The sequence below is a fragment of the Pseudomonas inefficax genome, assembly GCF_032164165.1.
Classification (GTDB): Bacteria; Pseudomonadota; Gammaproteobacteria; order Pseudomonadales; family Pseudomonadaceae; genus Aquipseudomonas; species Aquipseudomonas inefficax.
In genome coordinates this window covers 1,591,353-1,606,377 of the sequence record NZ_CP134401.1, presented here as the reverse complement: position 1 = coordinate 1,606,377, position 15,025 = coordinate 1,591,353, and the positions used below count along the sequence as shown (strand labels likewise).

The following is a 15,025-nucleotide window of genomic DNA, read 5'->3' as shown; positions in this document are numbered from 1 at the left end:
AGAGGCAGGGGAATCAGTTGCTAGCCACGGGGCGAGTTACCCACACCGGCGACAAGGCGTTGCCGGAACCCGTTACGTACAGCACTGCGGCTTCGCCGCGCTCCAGGGCGACGGGTTTCACGTCACCCACTTTCTTGTCTCCTTGGTACAGCGCCAGGTTGACCTTGACCGGGTTGATTTCGCGTTCGCCACGGCCGTTGGCGGCCACCGGCTTGACCACTTCGGTCTTGCCGTCGGCGGTCTTCAGGGTCAGTTGCTGGTCGCTCAGGTTCTGCACGCGAACCAGGGCTTTCTGCTTGTTCTTGAACGGCGGCTCTTCGATCAGCTGCGGGTTGCCGCTGGCGCTGTTGACCAAGGTGTAGTACTTGTCCGCAGCCAGCTTGACCGGCACGCTCTTGCCGCCGACCTGGGCGGTGTAATCACCCCCTGGCAGGAAGCTGAAGTCGCTGCTGGCCTGGGCGCCAACCTGCTTGATCTGGGTGTTGCCGACCGACGCTGCGGTCGGTGCGCTGGAGGCGTTGTACAGGCGCACGAAGGTCGAGCCTTTCGGTGCGCTCGGGCCGTACAGCGCGGCGTCGGCGCCAGCGAAGGCCTGCATCGAGGCCAGGGACAGGCCGGCCGCGAGGGTGAGGGCTTTGGCAATGGAAGTCTTGGTAGTCATTTGCGTGTTCCTCTCTTTATCAATGGTTCGTCCGGGTGGACGACAAGGCCAGGTTTTCTTCGGATTTACGGGAGTTCTTCAGCTGCGCGATCCACTGCGGGTCGAAGCTGCTGAGGTCGTTCTTCATTGGCAGATAACGTTCGGGGAATTCCCACACCACCACCTGGGGTGCGGCATTCTTGAAGGCATCGCTTTGCAGGTACTTGAGCATCGGCAATAGCGGGCCATGGCCGTCTTCGGCGTAGTTGGCCACGTCGCTGCGCAGGGCCTGCTGCAGCGCGCCGAGGAAGTTCCAGTGCGGGTTGGCGCTGTAGCTGGTGCCCACCAGTGCAACCGGGATCTGCGTGTCGGCGAACAGTGCGTCACCGGCTTCACCTTCGGCTTCTACCGGGCGAGTGGTGCGCTGCTGCAGGTTGTCCGGGGCCGGCAGCAGGTTGCTGAACAGCGGGTCCAGTGGCAGGAAGTTGGTCAGGTCGCCCTTGTATGGCGCGGTGCTGCCGGCTTCGGTGATGAACGCCTGCGGGTCGCCGTTGAGCAGGCTCTGGCGGCTGACTGCTTCAGCCAGTGCCTGCGCCGCCACTTCGGCGCCCATCGGCGTCCAGTGGGTGTCGGTGCGCAGGAACACCTGGCCGCGGGCCTTGGCCTGCTCCATGGGGGCCATCAGGTCCGGGGCGAACACGTTGGCCTGGCGTGCCTGGGCATGGAACTGGTTGTACAGGTCGTCATGCAGGCTGGTCGGCAGCTCCTTGCCCAGGTACTCGGCGTACACCCGCGCCTTGGCTGGCACGATCGCCAGCACCAGCTGGCTGCCGTGCTGCTGCAGGGTGTCACGCACGCCACGGATCAGCGCCAGGTTTTCCTGCATCAGCTGCTCGGCACCGGCGGTGGGCTTGAACTCTTCGTCACTGAACAGCCACTGGTCGCGGCCCAGCACCACGCCGGGGCGGCCTTCGTTGAACAGCTTGAAGTCCATTGCCGCCCACAGGTTGGTACCCAGGCGCTTGATCGGGAACTGCTCGTCGTAATGGGTCTCGGCGGCCTTGGCCAGCTTGCCGTTGAGCAGGGTCATCTGCTCGGTACGCTGGAAGCTTTGCAGGCCACCGGTGGACCAGACGCCCATGCCCACCAGCAGGCCCAGGAACGACAGCGAATAGGTAATGCGTAATGTCCGGGTCATGTCATCAACCTCAGAACTGGAAGTAAAGGAACGGCGAATAGCTCTGCGCCGAAAGCTTGAGGATCGAGGCCACGAACAGCAGCAGCACCAGGGCGCGGGTCATCACCCGGGTCCAGTCCAGGCCGATCGAACCGTCGCTGTTGATCTCCACCGGGGTGGCCTTGGGCGTTGGCCGGGCGTTGCGGTAGAAATCGCGCAGGCCGAAGAACGCCAGGGTGATGTAGGCGACCACCAGGGTGGCTATCTGCAGGCCGGTGAGCTGGGCGCGGTTGAGTTCCGACAGCTGCCAGTCGCCGAAGCTGAACATGGCGCCGTACATGCGACCGGCCACTTCCAGGTTCTCGGCGCGGAAGATCACCCAGCCGACCACCACCAGCAGGAAGGTGAAGGCCCACTTCACCGGGTTGAAGCGCTGCGGGTTGGTGTCCAGGCCCAGCGCGCGCTCGATGGCCAGCCACATGCCGTGCCAGGCACCCCAGATGATGTAGGTGAAGTTGGCGCCGTGCCACAGGCCACCCAGCAGCATGGTAAGGAACAGGTTGCGATAGGTGTTGAAGGTGCCTTTGCGGTTACCGCCCAGGGTGATGTACAGGTAGTCGCGCAGCCAGGTCGACAGGCTGATGTGCCAGCGCCGCCAGAACTCGGTGATCGACTGGCTGATGTACGGCTGCTTGAAGTTCTCCATGAAGCGGAAGCCCATCATCAGGCCCAGGCCGATGGCCATGTCGCTGTAGCCGCTGAAGTCGAAGTACAGCTGCGCGGTGTAGGCCAGGGCGCCGAGCCAGGCATCCCCGGTGGTCGGGTTCTGCAGGGCGAAGCAGTGGTCGGCCACTACCGCCAGGGTATCGGCGATGAACACTTTCTTGATGAAGCCCTGCATGAAGCGGGTGCAGCCTTCGGAGAACTTGTCCAAGGTGTGGGTGCGGTTGTTGAACTGGTCGACCAGGTCCTTGAAGCGCAGCACGGGGCCGGCGATCAGGTGCGGGAAGATCGCCACGAACGCCGCGAAGTCGATCAGGTTGCGGGTGGCCGGGGTGTCGCCGCGGTACACATCGATGATGTAGCTGATCGACTCGAAGATATAGAACGAGATACCGATCGGCAGCAGCACGTGGGTGAGGATGAACGGCTCCAGGCCGAACGAGGAAATGATCGCGTTCAGGCTGTCGACGCCGAAGTTGGCGTACTTGAAGTAGCCGAGGATCGCCAGGTCGACACCGACGCCGAGCAGCAGCCAGCGCTGCGCGGGCTTGGTGCGTACACCGGCGGCGCCGACTTTCAGGCCGATCCAGTAGTTCCACAGGGTGACCCCGGCGAACAGGGCCAGGAAGTCCACCCGCCACCAGGCGTAGAAGATGTAGCTGGCGACCAGCAGCAGCAGGTTGCGATAACGTTGCCCGCTCAAGTAGTACAGGCCGAGGAAGATCGGCAAGAACAGGAACAGGAACACGTTGGACGAGAAGACCATCCCGGTTCTCCTTTTTGTTCACAGCATCCGGGGCAAAGCGCCCCCCAAACCCCCCACACAACAAGTGTGGCGGGCTACCTAGATTCCTGTGGGAGCGGGTTTACCCGCGAAGAGGCCGGCACAGGCACCGCACATGGCAGGTCTGGCCTTTTCGCGGGTAAACCCGCTCCCACAGGGGTTTTGCGTTACTTTTTCGATTCTGCGCTCGGGTCATAGACCCGGGTCAGGTCGCCGCCCAGCCGGAAGCTGTTGAACGGCTGCATGCCGCGCTTGCGTTGCAGGGTGTCGCCATTGCACGCATACAGGCTGCAGTAGGGCTCCATCCACGAGTACTTGCTGTCGATCTTCAGGTCTTTCATGTCCTGTTTCTCGCCATTGCGGGCTTTGAACTCGCTGGGGTCCTTCGACCCGTTCAGCACCCGCTGCGCCAGGCGCTGCAGGGCGTTATTGTTCTCGCCGCGCACATCCACACCATTGACCTGGGCGAAGCTGGCGATCATCGCCAACGGCGGCAGGGCGTAGTTGTGGTAGGCCAGGGCGCGTTGCTTGCGCTTCAGTTCGTTGGGCAGGAAGCCCTGCTCGTCGACCTGGTTGGCGCCAACCCGGTATTCCTTCACGGCCCAGTCGAACAGGTCGCGGCGGTCGGTGGCCACGGCGCTGGCCATTACCGCCCAGGCCGCCCAGTAGCTGTGGTTGTTGATCTTTTCCAGTGGCAGGTCGCTCCAGTCGCGCACGGTTTGCTCGGCCAGGCGGGCGAACCATTTTTCGATCAGCTCGGCCTCGGCCTGGTGCGCGGCCAGCGGCTGCGAATTGGAGAATTTCAGGCGCAGCCACGAACCACTCATGCTGCCCAGCGCCCATTTGCGCATCGACTTGCCGGTGTGGTTGTAGTCGGTGGACATCAGCGCATCGGCGCGGGCCCAGCTGCCCAGCCAGGCCAAGGTGCAGTCGAGCTGCGCCGGGCGGCCGTCACGCATGTACTGGCCGATCATCTTGCTCACGCCTTTCTCAAGGGTGGTGATGTCTTCGGTGGACTTGCGAAAGGCCTTTTCCGAGTCGGTATTGAGCGTTGCCCGCGCCTTGTCCGAGCCTTCGTACTTGCTGCGGAACTGCAGGGCGCCGGTGTACGGCTTGGGGGCAGCCTCGCAGCGGAAGTTGCCGTCGCCGGTCTTGAGCTTTTCGATCCCCTCGTAGTAACCCTGGGGCGGTACCAGCGCGGCGTGCGCGGCACCGCCGCACAACGCCAGGGCAAGCAGGGCGGGGCGGGAAATTCGCTTGAACGGGATCATGGTCGCCTCACTGGCCGGCCTGCGCAGTCTGCGCGGGCACGGCGAAGTTGTTGCGTTTGCAGAGCTTGGCTTCGACTTTCTGGGTACCGCTTTCCGGCCCCTGTACCTCGAACGCCAGCAGGCTCTGGCTGGCCCAGTCCTCGTCTTCGCGCATCTGGAAGACGAAGCGCCCGTCGGTGTCGGAGGTTTCCGGTTTTTCCAGCTTGATGTCCTCATGGCGGCCGTTGAGGTACCAGAGGGTGGCCTGCAGCACCTTGACCGACGGGTCTTCGAACTTGACGTCCATCTGCATGTTGCGGTTGATCAGGTCTTTGATCACACCGCCCTTGCCGTTGACCATCAGCTCGTTCTTGCCGGGCTTGAGGGTGGCGCTGGCGCTCATCAGGGCCGGGCGGTCATCGCAGCCGTCGTCGAGCAGGCCAAGGATTTGCCGCCAGATGGTTTCCTGGTCCAGGCGATACAGTGGGGAAAATTCCCAGATCAGGATCTTCGGCGGGTTCTTCTGGAATTCCTCGCTGCCCAGATACTGGATCATCGAGCCTTCCAGGCCACCGCCAGGGAAGGCCACGTTCAGGACATCGGCACCAATGTACTGTTGCAGGAAGCCCGCAAAGTTGTAGTTCTTGCCGCTGTGGCTGGTACCTACCAAAGTGATCTGCGCGTTGCCGGCGTCACCGAACAGGTCGTCACCGCCACCGTCGGAGCCTTTCGGCTCGGTGGCGAACTGGTCCATGTACTGAACTGCGTAGCTGGTGCCACAGATTTGGCCGGCGACGTTATGCAAGGTGCCGGTCTTGCCCATGCGCCCGGACTTTTTCGTTTCGAATTCCTTGCGCGGGATGCCTTCGAAGGCCGGCATCTTGTGCACGGTATCGGCCACGATCTTTGCCGCGCGCTCGGCGCCGTAAGGCGTCCAGTGCTGGTCGCCACGGAAGTAGAAGTCCTTGCCCTGGTCGGCGGCGGCCAGCTGTTCGTTGGTCAGCGGCGACAGGTCGGGCACGTTGTAGCCCATGCTGGCAAAGCGCTTGAGCATGGCCTGGTAGTTGCCCAGGGCTTTCTGGTAGTCGAAGGCGGCTTTTTCCGCCGGGTTGAGCATGTTGCGGTTCACCAGGCCACGGGTCGGCTGGTACACCACCACCAGTTCCACGCCGCGTTTCTTGAACGCGTCGTGCACTTGCTGCAGGCGCTTGTAGCCGGCCGGGGTGGTATTGAACTCGGTGCGCAGGTCTTCGCGGGTACGGAACAGCCAGTCGCCCTGGGCTTGCACCAGCGTGGTGAAGTTCTGCTGGTAACGGGTGGTGTAGCGGCTGGCGTCATGCGCTTCAGGGCACAGCTGGCAGCAAGGCTCGGCGCTGAAGGTAGGGGCCTTGACGTCTTCGGCGCGCACGCCCTGGCTGATCGCCAGGAGGGCAGCGGACAGGCCCAGCAGTTTCATCAGATGTGGAGTCATGGTCTGGGCTTCCTTAATCGATCATTTCGGTCTGGCGTTCGACCGGGTCGATCAGCACAGCCTTTTGCTGGCGTACCAGCAGGTCGAGGATTTCGTCCTGGCGTTCGCCGAGGATGCCGTTGAGGCTGATGCCGCTGGCCTTGCGCGGGGCGAGCATGCTTACCTTGTACAGCTCGACCGACAGCGGCGAGTCGATGGACAAGGGGCCGGAGCCGTTGGCCGCCAGTTCGCCACCGACCAGGATCAGCGACACCTTGGTGTCGAACGGGTCGAGGGCGATGTCGCGGTCGGTGTCGGACAGGTCCTTGATGTGCCCGTACACGCCGACCAGGCCATTGGCCATGGCGACGTTTTCGTACAGGCGGATGTTCACGCTGTTACGCACGCGGATGCCGTGGCGGCGGTTGTTGATCAGCTTGTTGCCCCAGATCAGGTTGTCGCCACTTTCGTACAGGGTGATACCGTCGGTGTGGTTGCGGTAGATCTCGTTGTAGGCAATCAGGTTGTTGACGCTGTTACGGTCGATCACCACGCCCGAGAGCTTGTTGTCGAAGCTCTTGTTGTTGATGATCCAGCTGTCGTTGACTTCACGCGAGACGATGATGCCGTGCTTCTTCTTGGTGCCGTACACCGTGTTGCCGGCGATGATCAGCCGGTGCGAGCGGTCGTGCGGGTCGATGCCGTAGACGATGTTGTCGCGGTAGGTGCTGTCCTTGACCACGAAGTCCTGGGTTTCGTAGCAGTAGAAGCCGTACCACATGTCGCTGAATTCAGAACCGATGATCCAGCCGGTAGGCTCCGGGCGGCCCATGCGCTTGGCCATGTTCGGCGTGTACTGCGAAATGCTGACGCCGTACGACTTGGACTTGGCGTAGCCGAAGCTGGCCATTTTGGTGTTGACGATGTAGGTCTCGGTGCCGCCCCACGACAACAGGAACGGGCGGAATTCCTTGGGCGAGCGGAAGGTCGCCGGGCCGTTGTCCTTTTCTCTCCAGCCGGTCACCTGGGTGTCGGTGACGAACAGCTTGCCGTCGTTGACCAGGAACGAACCGCCTTCCTGGGACAGGCGCAGCTGCTTGACCTTGCCGTCGATCTCGAGGATGCCCTTCTGCCCGACCACGATCGGCAGGCGCGCCAGGTAGACGCCCGGCTCGACTTCGCTGAGGTACTGCTTGGGTACCTTCTTGCTCAGTTCGACCAGGTCGACATGGCCGTCATCGACGAAGATCGCCTGCGGAATGCCATGCTGGCGCTGGACCCATTCGGCCGCCTTGTTGTCGCCGCCGACGAATTCCTTGAGGGTGTCCTCCTGGAACATGCGGCGCAGGCTGACCTTGCCCTTGTGGCGGCGGTCGATTTTCTTCTGCACCGCCTCGGCGGTGTAGCCGGTCAGGTCGGGCAGCTTCGGCGGGTCCATGTGCAGCGGCTCGACCGGTGCGCTGGAGACCGTGTAGGTCTTGGCCTGCTGCAGCTCCTTGGCGATCACCTTGGGCTCTGCTGCAGCCACCAGGCCGCTGGCCAGCAGCAAGGCGCTGGCCAACAGGCTGTGACGTAAGTGCGGGTGAAGGTTCATAACGGTAAGTCCTCTACCGGCCTCAGAAGCGCCAGATCACGTCGACGAAGGCGCGGTGCATGTACGAGTCCGCTTCCTTGCCGTAGGCATCGCCCGGCTTGAACACGCCGGCGCGCAGGCGCACCAGGGCAGATGGCTCGTCGATGGCCTGGCTCATCGAAGCCGGCAGCAGGCCTTGCTTGAAGTACTTGGTCACGACCACGTCCATTTCCTGGCCAAGGTCCTTCTCGCCATCGACCAGCGGGCGGTTCACACCGTTGTCGTTGACCACCGCGTTGATGCCGCTGGAACCGATGTTCTGGTTGCCATCGACACGCCAGAACTTGTGGTAGATGAAGCTGGCGTCGTAGTCGTCGCGCAGCTGCCAGGAGGCGAACAGGGTGGCCGCCTGCAGGTTGCCCAGCTCGCCGCGGAAGGCTTCACCGAAGCGGTGCACGCGCGAACGGGTACCGGTGTAGTTGGAGCGGTTGCTCTCGAGGCCGGTCTGCTCGTAGTTGCTCGAGCCGTCGTCGCCACCGCCGCCGCTGCCACGGGCGTAGGCCGCACCGACCTGCCATTGCGGGTCGAGGCGCAGGCGGATGCCGAGGTCGGTGGCCCAGGCGTTGACGTCACCGCTCTGCTTGCCGGTGGCCACGGTTTCGTCGCCGACGACCTGGCTGCTGAGGGTGTCGCGATCACCGGTCAGCCAGGTGACGCTGCCCCAGTAGTTGACGGTGTGGTCGTTGCGCCAGTTGTAGGCGTCGCTGTTCGCTTCCAGGCCCAGCCAGGTGAGGTCGCCGGTGCGGGTCTTGTCCAGCGCATCGACGGTTTCGCCCGGGTTCTTCAGGCTGCCGCCGTCGTGGGTGTGGTGGGCGCGCACGCCGACCCAGTGGCCAGGGGTCCATTGCGTGGCAACGTTGCCGTAGAGGTGCGTGCGGTCCTTGTCTTCCGGGGCCAGCTCGGTGAGGTCGGTGCGGTATTCGCTGAAGCGCTGGGCCACGCCCAGATCGGCCTTGAGCAGGGTGGTGTCGAAGGTCCAGTTCAGCGCCTCGATGTTGGTGTCACGCCACATGCCATCGTCGCTGCGCAGGCGCTGGCGGCCGAAACGCAGCTGCTCGCCGGGGTAGGCGGTGAGGCCGCTGTAGCCGACCCAGAACTCACGCATGGCCAGGTAGCTCTTGTCCTGTTCACGGCCGTCGGCAGCGGTGTCGGTGCTGGTACCGTCGTCGTTCTGGCGCAGGGTGTCGGTTTCGATGGTGTCGGTCGCGGTGACAGCCTGGCCCATGGCATAGGCGCTCCAGTTGCCACGCTCGCCATATACCCAGGGGCGCAGGTCGAGACCCAGGCCGTTGACGTCGCCGCCGGAGCGGGTGCCCAGGTCACGGTCGTCTTCCGACTGGCCGGTGATTTTCACATCCAGGCCGAAGTTCTTTTCAGCGGTCATTTCCGCCAGGGTCGGGCAAGACCACAGCAGGGCGAAGCTCAGGCCGATGCCGGCTTTCACGAAGGGATTGAGCGTCATAGCGAGTCCTCACCGGTTACTTCTTTTTCGTCGTCTTGCAGGGCTTCGATGGCCAGGGTGCTGTTGGCGCCCTGGCTCATGCTGCCGCGGGCCTGCTTCTCTTGCGCGAGCAGGGTTTGCGCCTGGCTGCGCTGGTCAGGCGTGAGTTGCTGGTCGAGCTGCTGCAGCAGTTCAGCGGACTGCGGAGTCGGGTTGACCTGGGCCAGCTGGGCGAATACCCAGGCGTTGCCCGGTTGCGGGCGAATGCCGTGGCCTTCGCTGAACAGCTGGGCCAGGGCATAGTCGGCGCTGTTCTGCCCGCCACGGGCGGCGGCCAGCAGGTGGTCGACGGCCTTCTGCGGCTCGACGTTGCCCAGGTAGCCGCGGCGGTACAGCTGGCCAAGGTAGTAATGGGCGCTGACTTCGCCGGCGTCGGCGGCGGCCTGCAGGTGTTGTTCGGCTTTGGCCGCATCCGCAGGCAGGGTCTTGCCTTCGTAGTACAGGCGGCCCAGCAACAGTTCGGCGCGTGGCTGCTCGGCTTCGCGGCCCTTGTCGATGTAGGCCATCAACTGGTCGGTATCGCCCAGCTCGGGGAAGTCGTACACCAGTTGCGCCAGGCTGACCCAGGACGCAGGGTTGGCCGGGGCCACCTGTTCAAGCAGGTCCTTGGCGGTTTTCTCGTCGGTCTGGCCGAGGCTGCGGTCAGCCAGTACCCGGGCAACGCTGTCGACCCTGGTGGCCGGTACTGCGCCACGGGCGTAGGCCGCCTTGAGCTGGCCAAGCAGGGCAGCCTGCTGGTCGGCCTGGCCACGCTTCTGGTACACGGTGGCCAGTTCGACGTAGCAGATGTCGGTGGTGTTCAGTGCGGCCTTGCAGATTTTCTCCACTTCGCCCAGGTGCTGGTCGTAGGTGCCCTGGGTGCGATACAGCAGCACCTGGGCCAGGCCCGCTTCCGGGTTGCCGGCGGCGCGCCACTGGTCGATCTGCTGCTGCGCGTTGACCTTGGGGAAGCTCTGCGGGTAGCTCAGGTAGAGCATCGCCAGCGGGATCAGGGTGTTGCTTTCGCCCTGCTTGGCGGCTTGCTTGAGCAGGGTCTCGGCTTCTTCGCGCTCGGCCTGGGTGCTGTCAGGCTTGGCCACCAGCAGGCGGCCAAGGCGCGCCTGGGCACGCGGCGAAATGGCGGCCGCGGCGCGGTAGGTGGCCTCGGCTTCCTTGATTTTCGCCGGATCGCGGGTGGCGACCTTGATGTCGGCCAGGCCCACTTGCGCTTCGCTGTAGCCCAGGTCGGCCAGCGCCTTGTAGTTGCGCTCGGCCAGTGCCGTGTCACCGCGCTTCATGGCTTCGTTGGCCAGGCGCTGGTCCGGCAGGCCTGCGCAGCCCGCCAGGGTGATGGCTGCAGCCAGGGCACACAGGCCCAGGCTGGCGCTTTTCTTGTGGGGAATCATGTCGTGATCCTCTTACAGCCCACGGGCCATGGCTTTGTCGATCAGCCAGTTCAGCGATGGGCCACGGTCACTGTTGACCGAAGCCGGGCGGCCGGCGAGTTCGGCGGGCAGGGCGCTGTCGGGCTTGATCTGCACGCGGATGTCGGCGGCCAGGTCTTCGCTGTTGAGGCTGGCGCTGCTGACGATCTGGCCGGTACGCACTTCGTCTTCGCCGGCTACCTGGAAGTTGACCTGGGTACCTGGCTTGACCTCGTCGAACTGGCGGTAGGTGAAGCGCGCCTCGATCATCGGGTTGGTGGTGCGTGGGATCAGCTGGAAGATCGGCTGGCCCTTGGCAGCGTACTGGCCGTTGTCCACCAGCTGGCGGGCAACCACGCAATCACAGGGGCTGGTGAGGGTGCCGGACAGCTGCTTGCCGAACAGTTCCTCGATCTTCGCCGGTTCCAGCTGCGCGTCTTCCAGGTTGCCCTTGAGCATGTCCAGCATGCTGGTGGTGAAGCTGGCCAGTGGCGCGCCCTTGGCGATCTGCCCACCGCTTTCGACCAAGCTGTTCACGGTGCCGTCGCGCGGCATGGTGACGTTGGTGGTGGGTACCGCGACCACGCCGGCTTCGGCATGGCTGACGAAGTACATGCCGTACAGCGACTTGGCGATGAAGCCGAAGGCGGCTACACCGACCACGAACACGCCGAGGGTGACGGTGACCGCCTTGAGGCGGCCGAAGGCGCTCAGGCCGGCACCGCCGTCCTTCTGCTTGCGTGCCTTGGTGAAGTTGTCGCGCTGCAAGGTGCTGAGCACATCGCCAGCGGTGATCAGCTCACCCGACAGGTGCGAAGTGATGATGTGGCGCAAGGTGGCGATGTCACGTGGCTCGAGGTTCTGGAACTGCGCGCCGGTGCGGCCACTGTCCGGGTGGAAGGAGCGCACCTGGAACTCGATGTCCATCGACAGGCCGAGGTTGTCGACCGTGAACTGCAGCCGTCCGCGGAGCACGTCGCCAACCGACAGTGGTTGCTTGGTGTGGAAGCTCAGGCCACCGGCGGAGAGGTCGTCGACCTTCACATCGTGGGCCTGGCGCTGAGGGTCTAGGAACCGCAGCTTGGCGGGGATGCGTACCCGGGCATGCTGGCGCTGGGCTTCGGACTCATGCACGACGTTGACGTTCACGGCGGTATTCATGTGTTTTGTTCCTGTTAGTTCCGATCCGGGTTGGGCTCACACGACCATGAACAGCACAGCAACGAAGATGCTGGCAGCCGAGAAGGTCATGGTCCGCGAGGACCAGGTGTTGAACCATTGTTGAAAGCTGGCGAGGTCACGCTTGAGGGCAGTGGGCTGACGCGTCCAGGACTGCTTGTCGAGGCGGAAGAACACGTAGATCTTCATCAGCGCGCCGACGATCTGGTTGTAATAGAGAATCAGCGGGTAGGCCGGGCCGACGTTGTGGCCGGAGCACAGCAGCATGATGGTTAGGATCAGGCGGGTGATGCCGATCCACAGCAGGTACACCAGCAGGAAGCCCAGGCCGAACTTGAGGCTGGCGATCACCGCCACGGTCAGGCCCAGCAGGCTGGTCCACATCGACACGCGCTGGTCGAACAGCACGATGCTGGTGAACAGCCCCAGGCGGCGCAGGCCCAGGCCGAGCGCACGGGAGTTCTGCCGCAGGTTGTTGCCGTACCAGCGGTACATCAGCTTGCGGCTGGCCTTGAGGAAGCTCTTCTCCGGCGGGTGCTCGACGGTGTTGATGGCGGCGTCCGGCACGTAGAAGGTGTCGTAGCCCAGGCGCATCAGGCTGAACCAGCTGGACTTGTCGTCACCGGTGAGGAACTTGAAGCGGCCCAGGCGCCAGTGCATCAGCGAGTCGCTTTCGACGTCGGCGATGAACTCGGGGTTGGTCACCACGCTGGCGCGGAACATCGACATGCGCCCGGTCATGGTCAGCACGCGCTTGGACAGGGCCATCGAGCACATGTTGATGTGGCGCTGGGCAAAGCGCAGCTTGTGCCACTCGCTCATGATGTAGCCGCCACGCACTTCGCAGAACTCGTTGGTGGTCAGGCCGCCGACGTTGGGGAACAGCTTGAACCACGGCACGGTCTTGCGTACCACGCCATCGCCCAGCACGGTGTCGCCGTCGATCACCGCCACCACGGCGTTCTCGTCCGGCAGCATGCGCGAGATCGCACGGAAACCGTAGGCCAGGCCGTCACGCTTGCCGGTACCGGCGATGCGCACGATGTCCAGCTTCACGTGGGCTGGCGGGTTGTACTTGGCCCACAGGCTTTTCACCAGCAGTTCGTCCGACATCTCCACCAGCGAGCAGACCACGGTGGTGGGGAAGCCACAGTTGATCGCCTCGCGGATCACCGAGCTGTACACCTGGGCGGTGGTGAGTGCTTCGATGCGGAAGCTGGTCACCATCAGGTACACGTGGGACGGGTCGGCGTCCTTGCCCATCTTCTGCACCTTGCGGCGCAGGTACGGGTACACGCCGTAGAGGAAGATCATGCCGCGGATGAAATGGGTGGCGCCCATGGAATAGCGCCAGATGCCGACTGCGCCGACCAGGAAGATGAAGTGCTTCGACTGCGAGTCGAAGATATCGGCTGGCAGGGCCAGGGCGATCAGCATGAGCAGACTCATGTAGAGCAGCCAACCGGCGCACTGCAACAGCACTGTCTGGATCCTTTGCATGTTCAGCATCCGTCGAGAATTCGGGAAAAGGTGGGCAGCGGGGGTGGGGAGGCCCCCGCTGCCCGGCCAGCACTTACCAGCAGATGCCTTCGGTACGGCTGGTGGCGCAGGTCGGTTTGCTCATGAAGCCGACCAGGTCGATCACGTGCTTGCCGGCCGGCGCTTGCTGGGCCAGTTCACGGAACTGCTCGTCACGGTTGCCCAGGACGATGATGTCGGCGTTGTCGATCACCTTCTGGAAGTCGGCGTTGAGCAGCGACGACACGTGCGGGATCTTCGACTCGATGTAGTCCTTGTTGGCGCCGTGGACGCGGGCGTACTGGACGTTCTCGTCGTAGATGTCCAGCTGGTAGCCCTTGCCGATCAGGCGTTCGGCCAGCTCCACCAGCGGGCTTTCACGCAGGTCGTCGGTACCGGCCTTGAAGCTCAGGCCGAGCAGTGCGACCTTGCGCTTGTCGTGGGCTTCGATCAGCTCGAAGGCGTTCTGCACCTGCGATTCGTTGCTGCGCATCAGCGAGTCGAGCAGCGGTGCGCGTACATCGAGGCTGGCGGCACGATAGGTGAGGGCACGTACGTCCTTGGGCAGGCACGAGCCGCCGAAGGCGAAGCCAGGGCGCATGTAGTACTGGGACAGGTTCAGCACCTTGTCCTGGCAGACCACGTCCATCACGTCACGACCATCCACGCCTACGGCCTTGGCGATGTTGCCGATCTCGTTGGCGAAGGTGACTTTGGTGGCGTGCCACACGTTGCAGGTGTACTTGATCATCTCGGCCACTTCGATCGGCTTGCGGATGATCGGTGCGTCGAGCTCTTCGTACAGGGCCTGCAGGATGTCGCCGCTGGCGCTGTCCAGTTCGCCGATGACGGTCATCGGTGGCTGGTCGTAGTCCTTGATCGCGGTGCTTTCACGCAGGAATTCCGGGTTGACCGCGACGCCGAAGTCGACACCGGCTTTCTTGCCCGAGCAGTCTTCGAGGATCGGGATGACCACGTTCTTCACGGTGCCCGGCAGCACGGTGCTGCGCACCACGATGGTGTGGCGGCGCTCGCTGTCACGCAGCACGTAGCCGATCTCGCGGCAAACCGACTCGATGTATTCGAGGCCCAGGTCGCCGTTCTTCTTGCTTGGGGTACCCACGCAGATCATCGATACGTCGCTGGCACGGATGGCTTCGGCGAAATCGGTAGTACCGCGCAGGCGGCCGTTGGCGATGCCCTGTTGCAGCAGTGCTTCCAGGCCAGGTTCGACGATGGGCGACTTGCCCTGATTGATCAGGTCGATCTTGGTGCTGGATACGTCCACACCGATCACTTCATGGCCTCGCGCCGTCAGGCAGCCTGCACAGACTGCACCCACATAACCCAAACCAAAGATGCTGATACGCATCGCTATCACCTCATGTGTTTATCACGCCGGCGCCTCTGGAGAGAGCCGGGCTGGGTTGATTAACAACAGTTTTCGGGCGCACGGATCCATGGCGAAATGCACACTTCGCCGAGCGCAGGCAAAATAAATCCGGAGCGCAAAAAGTTATGCACTCAAATGTGGCAGTAAAAAGCCATTAATTAAAAAACGTGCCCTGGAATGCAGCCGTCTTTATTGCAATGCGCTACATGGCGCTTTGCTGTGCTTGTTTTTTCAAGTGGAAAAATCCTTTGAAATCAACCACTAGGACGAATTGTAAGGGACGCGTCTCTCCTGCGTGGACAGGGTCTTCGGGGGTTGCCGTCATACCTGTCGAAGTTGTTGGGGCTGGTAGTGGATACCTGCCGTTGTCATCT

11 protein-coding genes are annotated in these 15,025 nt (G+C 63.3%); all 11 read right to left on the bottom strand.

All coding sequences use genetic code 11. The features are described 5' to 3' along the window. Positions 1-13: 13 nt before the first annotated feature. Positions 14-661: an alginate O-acetyltransferase AlgF gene (locus RIN61_RS07170; RefSeq protein WP_087500486.1), complete on the bottom strand. Its 648-nt coding sequence runs from the start codon at positions 659-661 to the stop codon at positions 14-16. 19 nt (positions 662-680) lie between these two features. Beyond that, positions 681-1,838: an alginate O-acetyltransferase gene (locus RIN61_RS07165; protein WP_112250233.1), complete on the bottom strand. Its 1,158-nt coding sequence runs from the start codon at positions 1,836-1,838 to the stop codon at positions 681-683. A gap of 10 nt (positions 1,839-1,848) precedes the next feature. Further along, positions 1,849-3,306, bottom strand: a complete 1,458-nt coding sequence (locus RIN61_RS07160) for an MBOAT family O-acyltransferase (protein ID WP_112250235.1) — start codon at positions 3,304-3,306, stop codon at positions 1,849-1,851. Positions 3,307-3,491: 185 nt separating this feature from the next. Then, on the bottom strand, positions 3,492-4,595 hold the full coding sequence (locus RIN61_RS07155) for a mannuronate-specific alginate lyase (RefSeq protein ID WP_112250237.1): 1,104 nt from the start codon (positions 4,593-4,595) through the stop codon (positions 3,492-3,494). A 7-nt stretch (positions 4,596-4,602) separates the two neighbouring features. Next, positions 4,603-6,045: an alginate O-acetyltransferase gene (locus tag RIN61_RS07150; RefSeq protein WP_112250239.1), complete on the bottom strand. Its 1,443-nt coding sequence runs from the start codon at positions 6,043-6,045 to the stop codon at positions 4,603-4,605. Between the two features lie 13 nt (positions 6,046-6,058). After that, on the bottom strand, positions 6,059-7,618 hold the full coding sequence (gene algG / locus RIN61_RS07145; protein WP_207877941.1) for a mannuronan 5-epimerase AlgG: 1,560 nt from the start codon (positions 7,616-7,618) through the stop codon (positions 6,059-6,061). A gap of 22 nt (positions 7,619-7,640) precedes the next feature. Further along, complete coding sequence (locus RIN61_RS07140) at positions 7,641-9,119, bottom strand: alginate export family protein (RefSeq protein WP_013974153.1); 1,479 nt, start codon at positions 9,117-9,119, stop codon at positions 7,641-7,643. Then, a complete protein-coding gene (gene algK / locus RIN61_RS07135) occupies positions 9,116-10,543 on the bottom strand; it encodes an alginate biosynthesis TPR repeat lipoprotein AlgK (RefSeq protein ID WP_207877945.1) in 1,428 nt (475 codons plus the stop codon). The genes RIN61_RS07140 and algK overlap by 4 nt, the downstream gene beginning before the upstream one ends. A 12-nt stretch (positions 10,544-10,555) precedes the next feature. Next, entirely contained in the window at positions 10,556-11,722 is a 1,167-nt protein-coding gene (locus RIN61_RS07130; protein ID WP_112250243.1) for an alginate biosynthesis protein Alg44, read from the bottom strand. 36 nt (positions 11,723-11,758) lie between these two features. Beyond that, positions 11,759-13,240, bottom strand: a complete 1,482-nt coding sequence (locus RIN61_RS07125; RefSeq protein ID WP_085614376.1) for a glycosyltransferase family 2 protein — start codon at positions 13,238-13,240, stop codon at positions 11,759-11,761. 73 nt (positions 13,241-13,313) lie between these two features. After that, a complete protein-coding gene (locus RIN61_RS07120; RefSeq protein ID WP_112250245.1) occupies positions 13,314-14,630 on the bottom strand; it encodes a nucleotide sugar dehydrogenase in 1,317 nt (438 codons plus the stop codon). Positions 14,631-15,025 lie beyond the last annotated feature (395 nt).

Bases quoted from the DNA above. Each gene is read 5' to 3' on its own strand.
- RIN61_RS07170 (WP_087500486.1), bottom strand. From the start codon at position 661: ATGACTACCAAGACTTCCATTGCCAAAGCCCTCACCCTCGCGGCCGGC.
- RIN61_RS07165 (WP_112250233.1), bottom strand. From the start codon at position 1,838: ATGACCCGGACATTACGCATTACCTATTCGCTGTCGTTCCTGGGCCTG.
- RIN61_RS07160 (WP_112250235.1), bottom strand. From the start codon at position 3,306: ATGGTCTTCTCGTCCAACGTGTTCCTGTTCCTGTTCTTGCCGATCTTC.
- RIN61_RS07155 (WP_112250237.1), bottom strand. From the start codon at position 4,595: ATGATCCCGTTCAAGCGAATTTCCCGCCCCGCCCTGCTTGCCCTGGCG.
- RIN61_RS07150 (WP_112250239.1), bottom strand. From the start codon at position 6,045: ATGACTCCACATCTGATGAAACTGCTGGGCCTGTCCGCTGCCCTCCTG.
- algG (WP_207877941.1), bottom strand. From the start codon at position 7,618: ATGAACCTTCACCCGCACTTACGTCACAGCCTGTTGGCCAGCGCCTTG.
- RIN61_RS07140 (WP_013974153.1), bottom strand. From the start codon at position 9,119: ATGACGCTCAATCCCTTCGTGAAAGCCGGCATCGGCCTGAGCTTCGCC.
- algK (WP_207877945.1), bottom strand. From the start codon at position 10,543: ATGATTCCCCACAAGAAAAGCGCCAGCCTGGGCCTGTGTGCCCTGGCT.
- RIN61_RS07130 (WP_112250243.1), bottom strand. From the start codon at position 11,722: ATGAATACCGCCGTGAACGTCAACGTCGTGCATGAGTCCGAAGCCCAG.
- RIN61_RS07125 (WP_085614376.1), bottom strand. From the start codon at position 13,240: ATGCAAAGGATCCAGACAGTGCTGTTGCAGTGCGCCGGTTGGCTGCTC.
- RIN61_RS07120 (WP_112250245.1), bottom strand. From the start codon at position 14,630: ATGCGTATCAGCATCTTTGGTTTGGGTTATGTGGGTGCAGTCTGTGCA.